General features: G+C 29.0%; 17 protein-coding genes. 10 read left to right on the top strand and 7 right to left on the bottom strand.

Annotated features, from left to right (window positions below; translation table 11 throughout):
- Positions 1-7 precede the first annotated feature (7 nt).
- The 3 genes from Q0762_RS04520 to Q0762_RS04510 all read left to right on the top strand — a co-directional run bounded on the left by Q0762_RS04520 (position 8) and on the right by Q0762_RS04510 (position 2,425).
- Positions 8-553: a pyridoxamine 5'-phosphate oxidase family protein gene (locus Q0762_RS04520; protein WP_298764105.1), complete on the top strand. Its 546-nt coding sequence runs from the start codon at positions 8-10 to the stop codon at positions 551-553.
- A 196-nt stretch (positions 554-749) separates the two neighbouring features.
- Positions 750-1,505: a 5'-nucleotidase C-terminal domain-containing protein gene (locus Q0762_RS04515; protein ID WP_298764103.1), complete on the top strand. Its 756-nt coding sequence runs from the start codon at positions 750-752 to the stop codon at positions 1,503-1,505.
- A gap of 5 nt (positions 1,506-1,510) precedes the next feature.
- Complete coding sequence (locus Q0762_RS04510) at positions 1,511-2,425, top strand: bifunctional UDP-sugar hydrolase/5'-nucleotidase (RefSeq protein ID WP_298764131.1); 915 nt, start codon at positions 1,511-1,513, stop codon at positions 2,423-2,425.
- A 7-nt stretch (positions 2,426-2,432) separates the two neighbouring features.
- Here Q0762_RS04510 and Q0762_RS04505 read toward each other — a convergent pair whose 3' ends face one another.
- From Q0762_RS04505 to Q0762_RS04485, 5 genes are all read right to left on the bottom strand, one after another.
- The gene (locus tag Q0762_RS04505) at positions 2,433-3,398 is read right to left on the bottom strand and encodes a sugar phosphate isomerase/epimerase (protein WP_298764101.1); all 966 of its coding nucleotides are present in this window, start codon (positions 3,396-3,398) and stop codon (positions 2,433-2,435) included.
- 92 nt (positions 3,399-3,490) lie between these two features.
- Positions 3,491-4,204: a hypothetical protein gene (locus Q0762_RS04500; RefSeq protein WP_298764099.1), complete on the bottom strand. Its 714-nt coding sequence runs from the start codon at positions 4,202-4,204 to the stop codon at positions 3,491-3,493.
- A 223-nt stretch (positions 4,205-4,427) separates the two neighbouring features.
- Entirely contained in the window at positions 4,428-4,718 is a 291-nt protein-coding gene (locus tag Q0762_RS04495) for a helix-turn-helix transcriptional regulator (RefSeq protein ID WP_298764097.1), read from the bottom strand.
- A gap of 2 nt (positions 4,719-4,720) precedes the next feature.
- Positions 4,721-5,065, bottom strand: coding sequence for a type II toxin-antitoxin system RelE/ParE family toxin (locus Q0762_RS04490; protein WP_298764096.1), 345 nt, complete (start codon positions 5,063-5,065; stop codon positions 4,721-4,723).
- 176 nt (positions 5,066-5,241) lie between these two features.
- On the bottom strand, positions 5,242-7,506 hold the full coding sequence (locus Q0762_RS04485; RefSeq protein WP_298764094.1) for an acyl-CoA dehydrogenase: 2,265 nt from the start codon (positions 7,504-7,506) through the stop codon (positions 5,242-5,244).
- Positions 7,507-7,701: 195 nt separating this feature from the next.
- Between Q0762_RS04485 and Q0762_RS04480 the strand changes: the two genes are divergently transcribed.
- The 6 genes from Q0762_RS04480 to Q0762_RS04455 all read left to right on the top strand — a co-directional run bounded on the left by Q0762_RS04480 (position 7,702) and on the right by Q0762_RS04455 (position 16,315).
- Complete coding sequence (locus Q0762_RS04480) at positions 7,702-8,301, top strand: DUF6642 family protein (RefSeq protein ID WP_298764091.1); 600 nt, start codon at positions 7,702-7,704, stop codon at positions 8,299-8,301.
- A gap of 136 nt (positions 8,302-8,437) precedes the next feature.
- Entirely contained in the window at positions 8,438-9,997 is a 1,560-nt protein-coding gene (locus tag Q0762_RS04475) for a type I restriction-modification system subunit M (protein ID WP_298764089.1), read from the top strand.
- Between the two features lie 101 nt (positions 9,998-10,098).
- The gene (locus Q0762_RS04470; RefSeq protein ID WP_298764087.1) at positions 10,099-11,469 is read left to right on the top strand and encodes a restriction endonuclease subunit S; all 1,371 of its coding nucleotides are present in this window, start codon (positions 10,099-10,101) and stop codon (positions 11,467-11,469) included.
- A 193-nt stretch (positions 11,470-11,662) separates the two neighbouring features.
- Positions 11,663-12,613 (top strand): Abi family protein, encoded by a 951-nt coding sequence (locus Q0762_RS04465; RefSeq protein WP_298764085.1) that lies wholly within the window; start codon positions 11,663-11,665, stop codon positions 12,611-12,613.
- A gap of 22 nt (positions 12,614-12,635) precedes the next feature.
- Positions 12,636-15,509 carry a type I restriction endonuclease subunit R gene (locus tag Q0762_RS04460; RefSeq protein WP_298764083.1) on the top strand — a complete coding sequence of 958 codons (2,874 nt, stop codon included), beginning with the start codon at positions 12,636-12,638 and terminating at the stop codon, positions 15,507-15,509.
- Positions 15,510-15,916: 407 nt separating this feature from the next.
- Entirely contained in the window at positions 15,917-16,315 is a 399-nt protein-coding gene (locus Q0762_RS04455; protein ID WP_298764081.1) for a PEGA domain-containing protein, read from the top strand.
- Here Q0762_RS04455 and Q0762_RS04450 read toward each other — a convergent pair.
- Together Q0762_RS04450 and Q0762_RS04445 are read right to left on the bottom strand one after the other, a co-directional pair.
- Complete coding sequence (locus Q0762_RS04450) at positions 16,283-17,290, bottom strand: IS30 family transposase (protein ID WP_298764079.1); 1,008 nt, start codon at positions 17,288-17,290, stop codon at positions 16,283-16,285. The two genes, Q0762_RS04455 and Q0762_RS04450, sit on opposite strands and share 33 nt — an antisense overlap.
- Positions 17,291-17,741: 451 nt before the next feature.
- Positions 17,742-18,758, bottom strand: coding sequence for a T9SS type A sorting domain-containing protein (locus Q0762_RS04445; protein ID WP_298764077.1), 1,017 nt, complete (start codon positions 18,756-18,758; stop codon positions 17,742-17,744).
- Between the two features lie 812 nt (positions 18,759-19,570).
- On the opposite strand from Q0762_RS04445, the gene Q0762_RS04440 reads away from it, so the two are divergent.
- Positions 19,571-20,194 carry an AraC family transcriptional regulator gene (locus tag Q0762_RS04440; protein ID WP_298764076.1) on the top strand — a complete coding sequence of 208 codons (624 nt, stop codon included), beginning with the start codon at positions 19,571-19,573 and terminating at the stop codon, positions 20,192-20,194.
- The last annotated feature ends 18 nt before the right edge of the window (positions 20,195-20,212 follow it).

Below are 20,212 nucleotides of genomic sequence, written 5' to 3'. Positions count from 1 at the left end.
CAATTATATGATGATTCCAGAAATTTTAGAAAATTTAAAACATGAATTGATTCATGGATTTAGCAAAAGAAAACATCCATTTCGGTATTTTAGTTTTGGTACAATTCAAAATAATAATGTAAGCTTAAGAACTGTTGTTTTAAGAAAAGTATTGCCAGATTTTACCACTATTATTTACACAGATACAAGGTCTCAAAAAGTAGCACATATTAAGAAAAACAATACTGTAAGCGCCTTGTTTTATCATCCTAAAAAATTATTACAAATTCGTTTAGACGGTAAAGCAATTGTGGTTACAGATAAAGAAGAATTGAAACCTTTTTGGAGTGCTGTAGGTGAAAATGCTAAAAAAGATTACACCACAGCTTTAGCACCAGGTGCTATTATTAACAATCCTGATGCTGTAAATTATAGTGATAATGAACCTAATTTTTGCATAATTAAAATTATACCAAACCATATTGAATATTTACAACTGAAACGCCCAAACCATATTAGAGTTGGTTTTGATAAAACAGAAAATGGTTTTAAAGGAAGCTTTTTAGTGCCTTAAAACAGTAGTAAATTTTACTTAAAACAAAGTTTATTAGAGTTTGATTCTAAATTTTAAATGGAATGAATTCTCGATACAATTTTACGTTTCTAAAAATCACTAGAACTGACAATTCACAAATTTTAAATCAACATTATATTACAGTTCACATTAATTAAAAATGTATTATTTTTAAAACTTCAACCAAAAAAAAACAATGAAATACATCTTTTTTATTTGCATTTTATTTTTAGCCGTTTCTTGTAATACAGTAACAACTTCGCCTAAAAAATTAACTAAAATTACAGCAAAAAACATTGCAATAGATTCAACTTTAATGGCTGATGCTAAAATTGATAGTATGATAGCTCCGTATAAAGAAAAGTTGGTAAATGAAATGCAACGTGTTTTAACCAAAGCACCTCTAGATTTTACCAAAAAAGCTATTGGCATGCAAAGTATTTTAGGAAATCTAATGGCAGATTTATGTTATGAAATTGCAAATCCCATCTACCTGGAAAAAACGAAACAAAACATAGATTTTGCCATGTTTAATAGTGGTGGTTTGCGTGCGCCAATTTCTACAGGAAACGTTACCAAAGAAAGCGCTTTTAAATTAATGCCTTTTGAAAATGAGTTTGTTGTAGTAGAATTATCTGGAGAAAAAATTGTGGAATTGGTAACCTATCTTATTCAAAATAAAACTGCACATCCGTTATCTAAACAAATGCAGTTAACCATTAAAAACAATGCTTTTGAATTATCAATTGGTGGTAAAAAGTTTGACCAAAATAAGAATTATACCGTTTTAACATCAGATTATTTACAAACTGGTGGCGATCGTATGAATTTTTTTAAAAACCCTATTTCTTTAACAAAATTAAATTACAAAATTAGAGATGCTATTATTGTTTATTTTGAAAAAGAAACAGAATTGAAAGCTGTAATTGATAATCGTGTAATTGTACAATAATTATGATGAAAAGAAGAAATTTTATAAAACAGTTAGGAAGTGCTTCTGCCTTAACAATGGCAAGTGGTTTGGTTTTACCAACTTTAGAAACCAACGCTAAAAAACACATTACAATTTTACATACAAATGATACACATAGCCATATAGAGCCATTTAAACCAACGCATAACAGAAACCCAAATAGAGGAGGAGTGGCAAGAAGAGCTACTTTAATAGACCAAGTTAGGCGCGAAAATAAAAACACTTTATTATTAGATGCTGGTGATATTTTTCAAGGAACACCGTATTTTAATTATTTTGGTGGTGAATTAGAGTTTAAGTTGATGAGCATGTTAAAATATGATGTTGCCACAATTGGAAATCATGATTTTGACAATTCAATTGAAGGTTTGTACAAACAATTACCAAATGCAAAATTCGATTTTGTTTCTGCAAATTACGATTTTAAAAATACTGTTTTAGATACCCATGTTAAGCCTTATAAAATAATTATAAAAGACGGCGTTAAAATAGGGATTTTTGGTTTAGGAGTAGAGCTTGAAGGTTTAGTTGGCAAAAAAATGTACAAAGAAACCAAATATTTAGATCCTGTAACTGTTTCGCAAGACATTACTACAAAATTAAAAACTGTTGAAAAGTGCGATTTAATTATTTGTCTCTCTCATTTGGGCTATTATTACAAAAATAATCCTGATAAAATTTCTGATTTAAATTTAGCAAAAATTACAAAAAATATCGATTTAATTATTGGAGGACACACACATACATTTTTACCAAAACCAACACTTGTAAAAAATTTAGATGATAAAAACATCTTGGTAAATCAAGTAGGTGCTTATGGTGTTCATTTAGGAAGAATCGATTTTTATTTTGATGAAAATAAAAATAAAACAGATTCAGGAACAACAATTTTAGTTTAAGAATAACTTATACCGTTTGCCAAACTTCTTTTACATAGTTTATATCTTGTTGTATGCGTCTATAAACTTCTTTTTCAGGTATTGTAAAGTTTGCTCGTCCTTTCTCTGCGCCACCTAAATCATGTTCTACATGCAAAGAAACAGGTACATTAATATTGTATTTTTTAAGCAACTTAAAATAACGTTTAAAATCTACCATTCCTTCACCCATAGGCACACTAATGGGTTTCCATTTGCCTTTAACTTTGCCCCATTTTACATCTTTTATTACAATTGAATTAATGTATGGTTTTATAATTCTAAGGCCCAATTCCCAACTTTCTCCACCTTCTATAACAGCATGTCTAATATCATACTGACTGCCTATAAATTTACCTTCTGTGGCTTTTAAAATAGGAATTAAATCCCAAATTGGTGCGCCTACATTTTTACCTGTATGGTTTTGATAGCCACCAATAATTCCTAATTTTTTATTTAAAATTTCCAAATCTTTAGCTTGTTTACCAAACAAAGCCTGACTTTCTGGTATCGATTTATTTTCTGGATATTTTAACCAGTTGGTTCTATAATGCGTAAAACCTAAATTACTTGCTGTTTTAAGTACATTTTGATGTACCAGATCCTTAGCATCCCAAACATTGGTAGTTAACATTTTAGGAGTTAAACCTTGTTTTATAATGGCTTTAAAAGCTTTGGGTAAATCTGTTTTTACATTTTCTGGTAAAACATGTCCGTTTTTACGAACGGTTAAATCCAAACCATTAAACCCCATTTCTGCGGCAGCTTGGGCCATTGCATCATATTCTAAAAATTGCAAATGTTTAGAGAATAAATGGATATCTAACTTTTTTGGACTATTTACAACGCTATCAACAAATCCATTTTGAAAAGAAAGTAGTGGCAAACCAGCAAAAGCGGTAGCAGCTAGTTTTGTAAATGTTCTTCTAGAGTATTTTATAGTTGATTTTGCCATTATAAAAATTGGTATAAAATTTTAAAGCAAGATAATCATATTAAATCATGTGGTAAATTTCCTTTTTTTTTTGGTTCAAGGATAAAATCAGATCACTTTAAAAACCTATATTTTTCAAAATAATTTTTTAATGATTTGGTAGGTTTAAAACGGACTTTATGTCCATAAGGTATGGCTTTTCTAATTTCATAAACAACATCTGTGCAACCGATATCTTTAAGTAGCTCTTCTAAGACTTTTACTTTACTTGTGGAATTCGCTAAACTTATTTGATGCAAAGTATCTAATTGAGAACCATATCTCACATAGGCTCCAGTGATAAAAGATAATTTTTGTTTTTTTGTTTTAAAGATTTCTTGTTTTAAACTTCCTTCAAATATGGTATCATAATTTTCTTGAAAGAAATGCTTATTCTTAATTAATGAATCGATATTAATGGCATCAAAATCAATATATTTTCTAGCTCTTCCACGACCAGAATATGTAAAGTTGTAAAAGTTGTCTAATGTATCTTTAAGGTTTTTGGAACGCAATTGATACCTAATGTAGTCTGTTTTTTTATTTTCATAAACGTTTAACTTTAAATCTGGATATGATTTTTGAAACATAGCCTCAATCGCTTTATATATTTTTTTTTCTGATGGATGATATTGATCTACCAAATCTTTTTCACTATTATATTTTTCACGCCCCATATAATCGCGTAAAGTTCCAACAACAAAGCAATATTTATCTAATAGAGATTCCTCTTTTTGTTGATAACCAAGTAGACTTATTAGACCAATTAAAACAACTATTTTTTTCATAAAATTAGATTTTCATTCAAAAATATTTCAATTGCTTTTTATAAAAAAGTTATCTTTAGGAAACGCTCCTTTTCGTTTAGTAAAGTAACGTGAATGTATAAACTTTGTTGCGTTGATTTAGCGTAAAGTTAGTAAATATTTACTGAATTAAAAGTGTGCGAGAAGTTTCCAAAATAAGCCAATAAAAGCAATAAAATTTATACGGTGTTGTAAAATGTACTTTCTATATTTCAATAGAAATGTTCACTTTTCCGCCTAAACCTTTTTCAACAATATCAAAAAGAGTTTTTAATGTTAAATTACTTCCATTATTTTCAACCCTTGAAATATAAGTTCTTTTTTTGTCAATAATTTCTCCAAGTTGTTCTTGAGTTAGGTTTTTACCTTCTCTAGCATTTCTTAAAAGTAACCCAATTTTAAATGATTCAAAATCTCTTTCGAGTTCGTCTCTGCGTTCAGTTCCTTTTTTTCCGTAAACACTGTTTTTAATTTCTTTCCAGCTTTTAGTTTCCATAATTATTTGTTTTTTTCTTCGTAATATTCTTTCATTAGTTTCACAGCCTTATTTATTTCTTTTTTCGGTGTTTTCTGTGTCTTTTTAGTAAAACCATTTAAAAGAATAACTAATTTTCCTTTGTCGAAAAAGCAAAAAACTCTCCAAATGTTCGAGCCTAATTTTATACGAGCTTCATACAATCCTTTGTGCGTTTTCATTGGTGCTAAATATGTTTTCGGCACGTGTTGATATGTCTCAATAATTTCAATTACTTTAAATATCTTATCCTGTACTTTTTCAGGTTGAGAAATTAGAAAGTTTTCAAAATGATTTTTGTATTGTATTACTTCTCTAACTTTTTCCATTACTGCAAAGGTAACTTAAAAGTTACTTTTATCAAAATTCAATAATTTAATTTAGAAGCAAAAAGTTTCTTTGGTATATTTTACAACACGTCATAAACCTAAGTTTAATTCGTTTAATTCAGATTTCAGCACATTTTAAAACAGCAAAACTTTTAAAAGTGTATTTTTTTTCGCTTTTAATTCGCAATAGGCGCTTCCAAACAATGTTTTAGAATACCAAAACCATCAACCAAAACACCAATATGTGGTCTTAATTCTGTAGAAAGTCTTTCTACACGTTTGCGAATTGCTTTCGATTTTGTACTACCAATATAGCCTTGTTCCAAATACCAAGATGCATCTTCTTTAATTTCATTTAGCGCGTACAATGTTCCCAATTTCTCAAAAAGTTGCTTGTTTTTTTCATCTTGAATTGTTGCTGTAAAATCTACAAAGGTAGTATATGCTAATTCTATACTATAGGCTTTCCCTAAAGCCAATAAATGCGTTTGTACTTTTAAAAAAGCTTGATAAGCAGGTACTCCTTTTTTTACATAATCTCTAATTCTCTTGGCAACTGTATACGTTAATCTTCTGGTTCTATAATTAAAAGCGTGCTTGTGAAAGTTAGCATTGTATAAATGCTCTTTGTCTACATTATTGGTATAAATTGGGTTTATAGTATTAAATTTATCGTTAATTCTATTGCCTAACAATTTTAGTACTGCTGTAAAACCAGCACTATTAAATTCCGATTTAAAATCTGACAAAACTCCTTTTGCAGCCAATTGTAACAAAACGTGATTATCACCTTCAAAAGTGGTAAAAATGTCTACATCTCCTTTTAAATCTGCAATTTGATTTTCTATTAAATAGCCTTTTCCGCCACAAGCTTCTCTACACTCTTGTATGGTGTCATTGGCAAACCAAGTAATTATAGATTTTAAACCTGCAACTTGTGTTTCTATTTTTCGTTTATCGGTGGTGTTTTTATCACTATACACTTTCATTACATGTGTTAAAGTAACATCATATACAAAACAAGCAGCAACAGCGGGCGTTAAGCGTAGTTGATGACTTGGATAATCCATTAATAAATCTTCTTGTATTTTAATACTATCATTAAATTGCCTTCTTTTTAGAGCATGTTTTACAGCAATGGCTAAAGCCTTTTTTGCACCGCCTAAACCTGCACGTGCCACACAAATTCTACCACCAACCAAAGTACCTAACATGGTAAAAAAACGTTTGCTAGGGTTTTCTATTTTAGAAAAATAGTGCCCATCTTTAGTAATATCTCCATATTTATTTAATAGATTTTCTCTAGGAACACGCACTTGATGAAACCAAATTTTACCATTATCTACACCATTTAAACCTAATTTGTAACCATTATCTTCTATAACAACACCTGGCATTAAATTATGATTTTTATCTCTAATATTTACTAAAATAGCATGTACACCATGGTTTTTGCCAGCTACAATTAATTGCGCAAAAACAGATGCCATTTTAGAATCTAAAGCATTGCCAATATATTCTTTATTATCATTTTTTCCTGGTGTATGTATAATAAGGCTATCAGTTTCAGCATCAAAAGTAGCCGTAGTTTTAATACCTCTAACATTAGAGCCATGGCCTGTTTCTGTCATAGCAAAACAGCCTAAAATATTTGCTTTTCCTGTTTCTAGTAAATATTGATCGTGGTGTTTTTTTGTGCCCAATTTTTGAATACTTCCACCAAAAAGACCAAATTGAACGCCAAATTTTATGGTTAAACTACCATCTACATACATCATGTTTTCAAAAATAGCTGCATAGCCATTCATGTTTTCTGTACCGCCATAAACATCAGAAAAAGCCATAGCGCCATAACCTTTAGTCGCCAAATAATTAACTTGTTCTAAAACATGTGCTCTAAAATCTTCTTTAGTTCTTTTAATTTGCCATTTAAAAAGTGGGTGCTTAACCGTTTCTCTAAAAGCATCAATTACAGCAGTTTCTGTTCCTTTTAATAGCGTGTCTATTGCTGTTGCATCATAAAAATCTGCAGTAGTTTCTTTTACAATTTCTATTTCAAATAAATGGTTGTAATGGTTTGGCTGTATGCCTAAATTGATTTCAATGTCTTTTAAATGCGGATTAAACGGACAATCTTCAAAATGATGGCAAATCATTTTTTGACTAAAACTGGCTAGGGGATAGGTATCACTTTCCACTAACTTTATATTTGCATTGGCAATAGTGTTTTTCCAGTCTTTTAAAGTATCATTTGCTGGCGGATTTTTTTTATCCAAGCAGGCTCTTAAATATGCAAAATCTTCTTTAGTAAGTGTAGCATCTTTTGCCAAAGCTTTGGTAACTACAGAAATTTCTGAGTAGGATAATAAATCATCTGACCAAATCACATAAAAAAAAGGAATGTATTGTAAAATACCTGGCGTGTAGTTTTGTGTTTTCATGGCTATAATTTACAAAAAATAAATACTAAAGAAATCTTAAAAATAAAAAAAGGTTACTCATTATCTAAATAACCTTTTTTTTAATCGTTTACTAAGTTTAGTTTAAACTCTCTAATAATTCTTTAGTGTATTTCATCCTAAAAAAAAATCATTTCTTAAATTAGCAACACTAATCATTTTCAAAAAACAGGAAGTTTGTTACAGAAAAAGCCACAATTACCACAAGAACAATTAAAGAATACAGATTATTTTATTTACTGTTTAGAGGCTGTTAATGATGTTGAAACAGATTTAATTACAGCAACTCAAAAAGATTTGGCACAATTAACAGCACAATTTGGTATTGCTAGCATTCATAAAACCTGTGATACTATAGAGGGTTTAGAAGATAGTTTAACTATTTTATTATCAGAAGATCATAACTTTAAAGATTATGAAATTATTTACTTAATTTTTACTGGTGAAGCAAATAATGTGTGCATAAATGATTATTACTACAGCTTACAAGAAATTGCAGAATTGTTTGAAGGCAGATTACAAGGAAAAATTCTACATTTTTCTAACGCAAAAGTATTGGATTTAGAAGAGGAGGAAGCGCAATATTTTTTAGATATTACAGGCGCAAGAGCAATTTCTGGTTACGGAAATCTGGAAAACGGAATTTCGAGCATTCAACTAGACAAAGCTTTTTTTAACTTATTTAATGAAGATGAAAATGTGTTAGATGTGGTAGAAGAATTGCATCAAAAATTTTATAAGGCTTGTAAATTGTTAGATTTTAGATTGTATTATTAAAGTAATACCCAAACAACTTCACAATTTAAAAACAACCTTAATTTCTCCTTGCGCAATGCTAATTTTTCATTAATTTTAAAAAAACAAATTGCGAAACTTTATGAAACCTATTTCATATAAAATTACACACCATTAAATGTCAGAAAACCAACTACAATTACAACAAACTTTATGGAATATTGCCAACGATTTACGTGGTAATATGGATGCAGATGATTTTAGAGATTATATACTAGGCTTTATCTTTTACAAATATTTAAGTAAAAAAATGAGCTTGCACGCCAATTATATTTTAAAACCAGATAATTTAACTTACAACGAAGTTATAGGGCATGAAAAAGAAGAGATTTTGTTTCAAGAAATAAAATTTATGGCTTTAGATGGTTTGGGATATTTCTTACATCCTACAGAATTGTTTGATGAATTGGCTAAAAGAGGAAATGCTGGTGGTGTAAACAAATTTATTTTAGAAGACTTGCAAAAAGTGCTTACCAACATTGAGCAAAGTACAATGGGCAGCGAATCTGAAGAAGATTTTGGCAATCTTTTTGAAGATTTAGATTTAACCAGTAGCAAACTAGGAAAAACAGAAGAAGCCAAAAACGAACTCGTTGTAAAAGTATTAACGCATTTACAAAACATAGACTTTGATTTAGAAAACGATGAAAATGATGTTTTAGGTGATGCTTACGAATATTTAATTGGGCAATTTGCCTCTGGAGCAGGAAAAAAAGCAGGCGAATTTTACACACCACAACAAGTTTCTAAAATATTAGCACAATTGGTAACTACAGACAAACAACGTTTAAAATCTGTCTACGACCCAACTTGTGGCTCTGGTTCTTTACTATTAAGAGTTGCCAAAGAAGTACAAGAAGTTGGTGCTTTTTATGGGCAAGAAAGCAACCCAACAACGTACAACTTGTGTAGAATGAATATGATTATGCACGATGTACATTACAAAAAGTTCGATATTTATAATGAAGATACATTGGTAAATCCGTCTCCAAAACATAGAGAACAACGTTTTGAAGCCATTGTTGCAAATCCGCCTTTTTCTGCAAAATGGAATCCAGATAGTATTATTAGTGACGAACGTTTTTCGCCTTATGGAAAAATGGCACCCAAAAGTAAAGCCGATTTTGCCTTTGTACAACACATGATTCATCAATTAGATGATAATGGCACCATGGCTTGTGTTTTACCACATGGCGTTTTGTTTAGAGGTGCAGCAGAAGGTCATATTCGTAAATATTTAATAGAAGACAAAAACCAATTAGATGCTGTTATTGGTTTGCCAGCCAATATTTTTTATGGCACAAGCATACCCACTTGTATTTTGGTTTTAAAGAAAAACAGAACTACAAAAGATATTTTATTTATTGATGCCAGTAATGCTTTTGAAAAAGTAAAGACACAAAACGTTTTAACAGCAACACATTTACAAAATATTATAGAAACCTACAGAACCAAACAAACCAAAGATAAATATAGTTATTTGGCTACTTTAGAAGAAGTACAAGAAAACGATTACAATTTAAACATACCAAGGTATGTAGATACTTTTGAAGAAGAAGAACTTGTAGATTTAAAAGCAGTTGCCACAGATTTACAAAACTTAGAAAAAGACATAGCAGCAACAGACCAAACTATTGCAAATTTCTGTAAAGAATTAAATATTGAAACGCCATTCTAAACGTCATTGCAAACAAAGAAGTCATTGCGAACCTTTAACGTCATTGCGAACGAAACGCAGTGAGCGTGAAGCAATCTCTAAATACAAACTAAAAAGTTAAAATGAATAACCTACAACCCAATAATAAAGAGATTACTTCAGCAAGATTGCTTCGTACCTCGCAACAAGAGCTTCGTAATGACTTACTTGTACCCAAACTTCGTTTTAAAGAGTTTGAGGGTGAATGGAGTAAAAAGAGATTAAATACTATTAATATAAAGGTAATTGATGGTGATAGAGGAAAAAATTATCCTAATGGTAATGATTTTTCAAACGATGGCTTTTGTCTTTTTTTAAATGCAAAAAATGTAACTAAAAAAGGTTTTTCATTTGCGGTAACATCATTTATAAGTAAAGAAAAAGATTTACTTTTAAGAAAAGGAAAGCTGAAAAGATTTGATATTGTTCTAACTACAAGAGGTTCAGTGGGTCATATCGCATATTACAATGAAAGTATTCATTTCGAAAATTTAAGAATAAATTCTGGAATGGTTTTAATTCGAACAGATTCTAAATTTGTTGTATCTAATTATCTAAATAGATATTTCAGATCTAATCAAATTCAAAATGAAATTAAAAAAATTTCGTTTGGTAGTGCTCAACCACAATTAACTGTAGGTGAAATTGTTAAATTTAAAATTGCATTTCCATCCCTAAAAGAACAACAAAAAATAGCCACATTTTTAACAGCTGTAGATACCAAAATCCAACAACTTGGGCAAAAAAAGGAGTTGTTAGCCAACTACAAAAAAGGCGTAATGCAACAATTGTTTAGTCAGCAATTGCGTTTTAAACCAGACTCAAATAAAACAGGCGTCATTGCGAACGATAGTGAAGCAATCTCTAATTCTAAAAATGAACAAAATTCTTTCCCAGATTGGGAAGAGAAGAGGTTGGGGGAGATTGCAGATATAAAAAGAGGAGCAGGTTCGCAATATATAAATTATGTTAATAAAGAATCAAATAGTATTAGATTAATTAGAATTGGTGATTTTTTAGGCAATGAACCTGTTTTTATTAAAAATACAAATGATATTAAAAGATTTCGAATATCAAAAGATGATATTTTAATTGCTGGTACTGGAGCGACAGCAGGTATAACTTTTAAAGTGCCAAATGAATTTATAGATTTAGCTTTTAGTTATAACGCGCCAAGAATAAGAGCAAAAAAAGTAAAAGCCGACTTTTTAATTTTCTACTTAAAATCAGACTTAATATTAAGACAACAAAGAGGGCTTTTTACTGGTAACGCTCAACCTTTTTTAGATACAAAGGCTATTAATAATTTTAAATTAAAAATCCCATCCCTAAAAGAACAACAAAAAATAGCCAATTATTTAAGTGCTATAGATAAAAAAATAGAAACCGTACAAACACAAATAGACAAAACACAAGCGTTTAAAAAAGGTTTGTTGCAGCAAATGTTTGTTTAAATAAATAATGTTAAAAACAACAAAAAAATGTTAATACCTATTGCTAAATGTTATAAAAAGTGTAGTTTTGCAGTGTTGCAAAATAACAATTTTTGTACATTTTTAGCATTAGACAGTACACAACCTACTAACAATAATACACCTTCCTTGCCTCTTTACAATGCACACTTGGAAGGTTTTTTCATTTAATGCGATGTCAAAAAAAATATACAATAAACCTCCTTTGTCTTTTGTAGCGCAATTAGCACAATTACAAGGCAGAAACTTACAGGTTAAAGATGCAACAAAAGCCATACAATATTTACAAAGCATTAGTTATTATAGACTAAGCGCCTATTTTTTACCATATCAACAAACTAAAGACACCTTTAATGCTGGTGTAAATTTTAATCAAATTGTACAGACATACATGTTTGATAAAGATTTACGTTTATTGGTTTTTGATTGCATAGAGCGTTTAGAAATAACCATTCGTACACAATTTATTTACACAATGGCATTACATTATAAAGATGCACATTGGCAAGATAATAAAGCAATTTTTAAGCAACCTTTTTATAATAGGGTTGGTAATTTAGTAGATCCTTACAACGATTTACAAAACATTATTTCTAAAGCAAAATCTAATCGAAAACCAGAAGTATTTATCAAACATTATATAGATACTTATCAATCTCCATCAAACCCACCTTCTTGGATGTGTTTAGAATTATTAACAATGGGAGAGTTGTCTCATATTTACAGAGGTTTGCGAAACAATGAAGACAAAAAAAGAATTGCTTCTTTTTTTGATGTACATCACAAAGTATTTACTTCTTGGTTACATACACTAACTTATGTAAGAAATTTATGTGCGCATCATTCTAGATTATGGAATAGAGATTTAGCAATAGAACCCAATAGACTTTTAAAACCAAAAGGCAATTGGGTAAACATAAGATATCAGAATAATAAACGTATGTTTTATTTTCTATGTGTTTTAAAATATATGTTAGATAGAGCAAATCCAACAAATACATTGGCAAATAAAGTTGATGATTTATTTAATAAATATCCATCAGTTCCTATAAAATACATAGGTATTCCATCAGATGGAAAAGGTAATTTATTAAATTGGAAAAATGAGCCTTTATGGCAACAGTAAAATAAATGAGTTAAAAAAGAAAATGACCAAACAATCAGAATTGCAACTAGAAAACAAACTAATTCAACAATTAGTAGGTTTAGGCTATCAAAATGTAACAGTTTTAGATGGTTCTGCCTTGGTAGCTAATTTAAAACATCAACTAGAACAATTTAATAATTGTGTTTTTTCAGAAAAAGAATTTCAAAAGGTTTTAAATCACTTAGAAAAAGGCAATGTATTTGAAAAATCAAAGACTTTAAGAGGTCGTTTTCAGTTTGAGAACGACAGGGGAGAAGCTACCTACATTCGTTTTTTTAATAGTGAAGTTTGGACAGACAATTTGTTTCAAGTAACCAACCAAATTACACAAGAAGGTACTTATAAAAACAGGTATGATGTTACTTTGTTAGTCAATGGTTTGCCATTGGTACAAATAGAACTCAAAAGACGTGGTTTAGAAATTAAAGAAGCGTTCAACCAAATTAATCGTTATCAAAAACACTCTTTCTGGTCTAATTATGGTTTGTTTCAGTATGTACAATTATTTGTAATTAGCAATGGCGTAAATACTAAATATTTAGCTAATAATGCCTTACAATCTGTAAAACAAACTTTTTTTTGGGCAGATGAAAACAATAAAAACATCCATGAGTTAACCCATTTTGCCCGTGCTTTTTTAAACCCAAACCATTTAGGGTTAATGATTGCTAAATATATTGTTAGAAACGAAACGCATAAAATTTTAATGGTGTTAAGGCCTTACCAATATTATGCTGTAGAAAATCTTGTAAAACAAGTACAAACTACAAAAGATAATGCTTATATCTGGCACACTACAGGTTCTGGTAAAACCTTAACAAGTTTTAAAGCAAGCCAAATTATTATGGATTTGCCAGAGGTTGATAAAGTGTTGTTTGTGGTAGATAGAAAAGATTTAGACTATCAAACTATGAAAGAATTTAATTCTTTCAAAAAAGATAGTGTAGATGTTACCAATAACACTGGCAGTTTGGTAAAACAGTTGGCAGATACTTCTAAATTGGTATTAACTACCATACAAAAGCTAAATAATGCCATTTCTAAAGACCAATATAAAAGGCAATTAGCAAATTTAAAAGATAGGCGAGTGGTGCTTATTTTTGATGAATGCCATAGAAGTCAGTTTGGAGATACACACAAAAAAATTACCGATTTTTTTACCAATAGCCAATTATTTGGTTTTACAGGAACACCAATTTTTGCAGACAATGCCTCTAAAAACGAATTGGGTAAAAGAACCACCAAAGATTTATTTGGAGAGTGTTTGCACAAATATGTAATTACAGATGCCATTGCAGACGATAATGTTTTAAAATTTGGAATTGAATACATTGGCAGATACAAGCAAAAAAACAGAACTTTATTAGATATAGAAGTAGAAGATATAGACAAAGCAGCAGTTTTTAAAGACGAAATAAGACTGCGTAAAATTGTAGATTATATAATTGCTTACCATGGTACAAAAACGTTTAATAAAGAATATTCTGCCTTATTTGCTGTTTCCGATATTAAAACTTTGATAAAATATTATGATATTTTTCAAGAAAAAAAGAGGGAAGGAGCACACAATTTAAGAATAGCGACCATTTTTTCTTACGGTGCTAATGAAGCCAATGAAGATGCACAAGATTATTTACCAGAAGATGAAATGGCTAAAGCTGCAGAAACAGAAATTGATTACAGTTCTAGTCATTCTAGAGAAAAATTAGATGCTTTTATTGCAGATTATAACAAAATGTATAACGTTAAGTTTTCTACAAAAGATAGTAAATTATTTGAAGATTATTTTAAAGACATTAGCAAACGTTTAAAAGATAGAGAAAAGAAAAACTTTAACGATGCCAAAGACAGGTTAGACCTGGTTATTGTAGTAAATATGATGTTAACAGGTTTTGATGCTAAAAAAGTAAACACTTTGTATGTAGATAAAAACCTAAAACACCATGGTTTAATTCAGGCTTTTTCTAGAACCAATAGAATTTTAGGCGAAAAAAAATCACAAGGAAATATTTTATGTTTTAGAAACTTAAAAAAGGCTACAGATGAAGCCATTACTTTATTTTCTAACAAAGATGCTAGTGAAACCATAATTACACCACCTTATAAAGATATTGCTACAAAATTTGATGAAGCTTTAGACCATTTATTAAGCATTACACCAACCTATAAAAGTGTAGACGGTTTACAAGGAGAAGACCAACAATTGGCTTTTGTACAAGCATTTAGACGAGTTTTAAGAGCAAAAAACGTATTAGAATCTTATGTAGATTTCAATTGGGAAGATTTAGGTATTAATGAACAAGATTTTGAAAACTTTAAAAGCAAATATTTAGACATCCACGAAAGGATAAAAACCAACAATCCTGCAGAAAAAGCATCTATTTTAAATGATATCGATTTTGAATTGGAATTAATTCATAGAGATGAAATTAATGTAGCTTATATTTTACAGTTATTGGTCAAATTAAAAACTGCTGATACTACAGAAGCTAAAAAACAAAAGAAAGCGATTATAGATTTATTGGGTGGTGATATCAAATTAAGAAGTAAAAAAGAATTGATAGAGAAATTTATAGAAGAAAACTTACCTAAAATAAAAGACGCAGATAAAATTACCGAAGAATTTGAAAAGTATTGGCAAGAAGAAAGAATTAAAGCATTGTCTAAAATCTGCGAAGAAGAAAATTTAGACCAAAAACAATTTAATGCCCTAATAAAAAGCTATACGTTTAACGGTCAAGAACCCATTAGACAAGACATTTTTAAATGTTTAGACAATAGACCAAGTATTTTAAAAGCACGCGAAATTGGCGATAGAATATTATCTAAAATGAAAAAATACGTAGATATTTTTATAACAGGAATGGTTGGGTAATATTTTACTGATTTTACACTAAAAATTGCATCAGGACGCAATACTTATCGGATGCTGATGCAATTGGTACTGCGTCCTGATGCAATAAAAACTTTGTTTAGAGCCCAAAAAATAGCCAATAAAACTCTAGCAAAAACACTTGCTTAATTTGTGGGCCTTATACTAGACTTCTTAGGTAATTAAGCTAATCTTTCCTCCATCCAATAACTTTCCTCAACAAATTTAAATTTCACCTTATTGAAAACAAGTAACTTAAATAATATTTAAGTCGAAATGAGGAAACCCGTAATAAAATCTAATCAAAATTTATCTTTTTTGTATCGTAATAAATTATACGGAAAAAGTCGGAATTAAACTGAAAAAAGACTAAAAAAAGAAATAAGTAAATTTAATTAGATACTATTATAATGAAAAAAAAATTATCAATTATTGCAATGGCAATGACAATTATGCTAACTACAAGTTGCGCATCAATTTTTACGGGTTCAAAAAGGAAAGTAATGTTTGAAAGTGATCCTCCTGGAGCAAAGGTTTTTGTAAATGGGTTTGAAAAAGGACAAACACCAATTCAATTAAAAGTAAAAGCGGAAGACAGAATTGATTTTAAACTAGAAAATTATAAGGAAAAGGTAATTGTTATGGACAGTAAATTCAATCTAGTTAGTATTTTAAATGGTTTCAGTATTATAGGCTGGGGAGTTGATGCATTAACAGGTTCTTTAAAAAGAGTTGATACAAAATATGTGAAAGTTACTTTAGAGAATTCGCTGAGTTCAACTCATAAGCGCAACAAACTTATTATTTAGAGTTTCAATAGGACTAAGATAATTGAATTTTCTAATAGGTCTATTATTAATTGATAATTCTACTTGTTTAATTCTTTGATTAGAGATTTTATTTAAATCTGTTTTCTTTGGGAAAAATCTTCTGATTACTCCAATTCTGTTTTCTACAGTTCCTTTTTCTTGCGATGTATAAGGTGTTGTAAAGTATGTTTTTACGTTAAATTCTTTTGCAATTTCTTTATGTCCAGCAAACTCTTTTCCATTATCAAAAGTTATAGTTTTAATATAGCTAGAACTAAACCTACTTAACCTTTTTTTAATTGTAGAAGTCACTTCATAGGCTGTTTTTCCTGTTAATTTATCTATCATAGTAATTAAAGTTGTTCTATCAGTAAGTACTAATAGTGCTGACTTATGATCTTTCCCCATCATTAAATCTGCTTCTAAATCTCCAATTCGTTGCCTTTTTTCAATAATCGCTGGACGCTCTGAGATGTGTACACGATCTTTTATAGCTCCTCTTGTATCTTTGATATTTCCCCTTTTTTGTCTTCTTTTTCCGTGTTTTAATTCTTTATAAAGCTCCTTATAAGGCTTATTTTCTTTAGTATTTGTGTGTTTGGATTCCCATATCCATTTATAGATAGTTTCGTGTGAGACTATTGGAATATTTTCTTGCTTCCATTTCTTAGAGATAAGTTCTGGACTCCATTTGTCTACTATCATCTTTGCTCTTATAGAAGATTTTAATTCAGCTGTTAATAATACTCTTTTAAACTTATGTTTATGTCTACTTCTTGTTTTACGTTCGGCATTGGCGGCTATATATTCTCCAGCTGTTCTGCCTCGTAAAGCAATACCTCTTTTTAACTCTCTACTAATAGTGCTTTTATCAACACCTAATTGGATAGCTATTGATGTTTGAGTTATTCCTGCTTGTAATAACGCTTCTATTTGATACCTTTGTGCTAAGGTTAATTGCTTATATTTTTTCATCCAAGACAAATTTAGGTGTTTGACCCCAAACACTTGGAGTGATTACTTCAAGTGTTTTAAATTTATCTGTTGCACTTATGAGTTGAACTTAGATTCTAAAAAAAACTGCATTTATGAATTATATGAAAAATGGAAATATTACAAAAGTAAAGGTTGACAAAAAAAATAAGGTTATTGAAACAATAATCGTTTTAAATGAATAACAATTACCTATAAAACGCTATATAATTTATTACTTACAAATTGCCTACTTAAAAAATCTTCACGGATTTTCTTTGTAGGTATTTTTTTACAAATTTAATTCCAATATCTAGTAACGTTGATGTGTATGATTTCGTTGCGTGTTTAAGCACCAAAGTTAGCAAATAAAAACCGAATAGAAAATCCGCGAGGATTTTCGTAAGTAGACTAAAACTAGCAATGAATTATACACGCTGTTGTGTGTAGTTTTTTATTCAGATTTTATAATTTTTTTAGTTATAATTCCTTTATCTGAATGAATTTTCACAAAATAAATTCCACTTTTCAAGTTTTGAGTAGAAATGGAATTATTAATTAAATTAGTTTTCTTTATTAATTTCCCTGTAATTTCAATAATTTCAACTTTCTCAATATTCAAATTGTTGTTAATTGTAACGCTTAAACTATTTGAAACTGGGTTTGGAAATAATTTTATTGAATTTTCTAAACTATATTTTTCTATATCTAATGTATTATCTTCAATTTTCCAGCTCATTTGATAACTTAAACAGTTGCCTCCTAATTCAATTCCAAATTCTTGATTTTCAAAATTAAAATTATTAAAAACCCTAATATTTGTATTTCCATTTTGTTCAAAAGATGTTGGTGTAATTATTTGATTTAAGTTATTACTGTTATATAAATTTGGTATTATTGTACCCCCTGATTCACCTCCATTAATAACTGATATACTTAATTTACCATTTCTTGGGGATGTAAATTTGTACCAATCATCACTATCATTTTCTGTTTGACCATTGGCTAAATTAAACCAACCTTCATAATTTGTGTTTTCAATTGTATTAATTGCTTGAGCAAAAGTATCATTAGGTTCTATTTCGTTTGTAGAATATGTCATTGGTGTAAATTGATAATTAATTTGATAACTAAAAGATTCATTAGTATCAACTGATGCATTAATTAAGAGATTTATAGTTTGTCCAGATTCCACACAACCTGTGGAAAAACTCAAAGAACCACTTGAACCATTTACATTTCCAATATTATAATTATTTAAAGAACCAATATAGGCCACTGAAGATATCCAATTTCCATTTCCAGTATAAGTTCCAGTAAAATTATAAGTTCCATTACCAGTAGAGGTAAAAGAAAAAATATCTTCAGCATCTGTAAAAACTAATGTTCCTGAAAAAGAGCCTGAACTCTGAGCAAATATTCCAATTGTAAATAATAAAAATGTTAAGTTTAAAAATAAGCGTTTTTTCATCTTTTATATGTTTTAGTTAATTTGTAAATTTAGTTGTGATGAAATTAAATTCAATACCCAATAGTAGGTAAATATCTAAGATGCTCTGAAATTACACACAACTTCTTTTAACACAAAATCTATTACTATAAATCTAAAGACATTATATGTAATTTTATATTGAGTAGCCGGAAAAACGTCAATACAGAAATTATTATATAAACGAACTATAATGTTCTGCGTTATGTTACTTTGCTTTGGTAAAAAGCGAAGTTAAATCTTCAATTTTTCTTTTTTTTTTCTTCTAAAAATTTATTTAAAAATGTAATGGAATACGCTTTTTACGAAACGACGATAGGAGAGAAGTGGGAATGTGTGTGGAATGATAATTAATTTTTATAATTTAAAATCAAAGCTAATTAAAATACTACATTTGTTAGCTATATGCAATCATTAGAAATATTAGTTAATTTCATACTTACAACAGGAATATTATTAACACTTTTTGTTTTAGCGGGTTTAATAAGACTTAAGAAGAAAGATATTCCTAAAAAGTTATTAATTGTATTCTGGATATTTATATTGATAAACATTCTTCACTCTTATTCTGCATTGTATAATATCCGATGGTTTAATGGTTTCATTTTATTCCTTTTTTAATCTATTTTCTAATTTATACGATTCCTAGGTTTGTTAATATATTTACAGAGCCAGATACGTTTACGTATCTATATAAGATTTATAGATATGTAAACATTACATTAATAAAAGATTTATTTTTTATTTTCTATTGTATCTTATCTTTAAAATTGTTTTATCATGTAAAAAAAACTATGAAACAACATTATTCAGATATAAAAGAAAAAGATTTTTCTTGGTTACAGTTTTTTTTATTGAGTATTTCTGCTGTAATTACTGTAGATTTAATTATTACATTGTTAGAAATTTTCTTTAAGTATAATGTTTTCTGGGATGATTTTATTACCCTCATATTTTTAGTTATTGCAATAATTATCTTAGGTTATAATGGTTTAAAACAATCTACAATTTTTCTGCCTTATTTTATCATTGAAAAACCGTTCACAAAAAAAGAATATAAATCAAAAAAATCAGAAGATTTTTCTGCTTTAAAATTAAAAATTGAAAAGATACTTGATCAAAAAAAACTATACTTACATTCTGATTTAACATTAAGAATTTTATCCGAAGAAATCAATTTATCAGAAAGAAGTCTCTCTACATTTTTAAATAATGAAATGCAAATATCTTTTTATGATTTAATTAATAAGTATAGAATTGAAGAAGCCAAAAAAAGATTACGCTCTAATGAATACAATAAATACACAATGGAAGGAATAGGGGAGTCTTGTGGTTTTAAATCTAGAAGTACCTTTTTTAAAATATTTAAAAAGGAAACTGACCTTTCGCCATCAGCATTTAAAAAAAACAGCATCTAAATAGTCTTTTTGCATTCA

The sequence above is a fragment of the uncultured Polaribacter sp. genome (assembly GCF_947495205.1).
Taxonomy (GTDB): Bacteria; Bacteroidota; Bacteroidia; order Flavobacteriales; family Flavobacteriaceae; genus Polaribacter.
Note: the sequence above shows the minus strand (reverse complement) of the source record. Positions and strands in the feature narration are given on the sequence as shown.

Excerpts from the sequence above, each read along its gene's own strand:
- Q0762_RS04445 (WP_298764077.1), bottom strand. The coding sequence starts at position 18,758 with ATGAAAAAACGCTTATTTTTAAACTTAACATTTTTATTATTTACAATT.
- Q0762_RS04450 (WP_298764079.1), bottom strand. The coding sequence starts at position 17,290 with ATGAAAAAATATAAGCAATTAACCTTAGCACAAAGGTATCAAATAGAA.
- Q0762_RS04505 (WP_298764101.1), bottom strand. The coding sequence starts at position 3,398 with ATGGCAAAATCAACTATAAAATACTCTAGAAGAACATTTACAAAACTA.
- Q0762_RS04500 (WP_298764099.1), bottom strand. The coding sequence starts at position 4,204 with ATGAAAAAAATAGTTGTTTTAATTGGTCTAATAAGTCTACTTGGTTAT.
- Q0762_RS04470 (WP_298764087.1), top strand. The coding sequence starts at position 10,099 with ATGAATAACCTACAACCCAATAATAAAGAGATTACTTCAGCAAGATTG.
- Q0762_RS04490 (WP_298764096.1), bottom strand. The coding sequence starts at position 5,065 with ATGGAAAAAGTTAGAGAAGTAATACAATACAAAAATCATTTTGAAAAC.
- Q0762_RS04455 (WP_298764081.1), top strand. The coding sequence starts at position 15,917 with ATGAAAAAAAAATTATCAATTATTGCAATGGCAATGACAATTATGCTA.
- Q0762_RS04465 (WP_298764085.1), top strand. The coding sequence starts at position 11,663 with ATGTCAAAAAAAATATACAATAAACCTCCTTTGTCTTTTGTAGCGCAA.
- Q0762_RS04495 (WP_298764097.1), bottom strand. The coding sequence starts at position 4,718 with ATGGAAACTAAAAGCTGGAAAGAAATTAAAAACAGTGTTTACGGAAAA.
- Q0762_RS04485 (WP_298764094.1), bottom strand. The coding sequence starts at position 7,506 with ATGAAAACACAAAACTACACGCCAGGTATTTTACAATACATTCCTTTT.
- Q0762_RS04515 (WP_298764103.1), top strand. The coding sequence starts at position 750 with ATGAAATACATCTTTTTTATTTGCATTTTATTTTTAGCCGTTTCTTGT.
- Q0762_RS04475 (WP_298764089.1), top strand. The coding sequence starts at position 8,438 with ATGTCAGAAAACCAACTACAATTACAACAAACTTTATGGAATATTGCC.
- Q0762_RS04510 (WP_298764131.1), top strand. The coding sequence starts at position 1,511 with ATGAAAAGAAGAAATTTTATAAAACAGTTAGGAAGTGCTTCTGCCTTA.
- Q0762_RS04460 (WP_298764083.1), top strand. The coding sequence starts at position 12,636 with ATGACCAAACAATCAGAATTGCAACTAGAAAACAAACTAATTCAACAA.
- Q0762_RS04520 (WP_298764105.1), top strand. The coding sequence starts at position 8 with ATGATGATTCCAGAAATTTTAGAAAATTTAAAACATGAATTGATTCAT.
- Q0762_RS04440 (WP_298764076.1), top strand. The coding sequence starts at position 19,571 with ATGAAACAACATTATTCAGATATAAAAGAAAAAGATTTTTCTTGGTTA.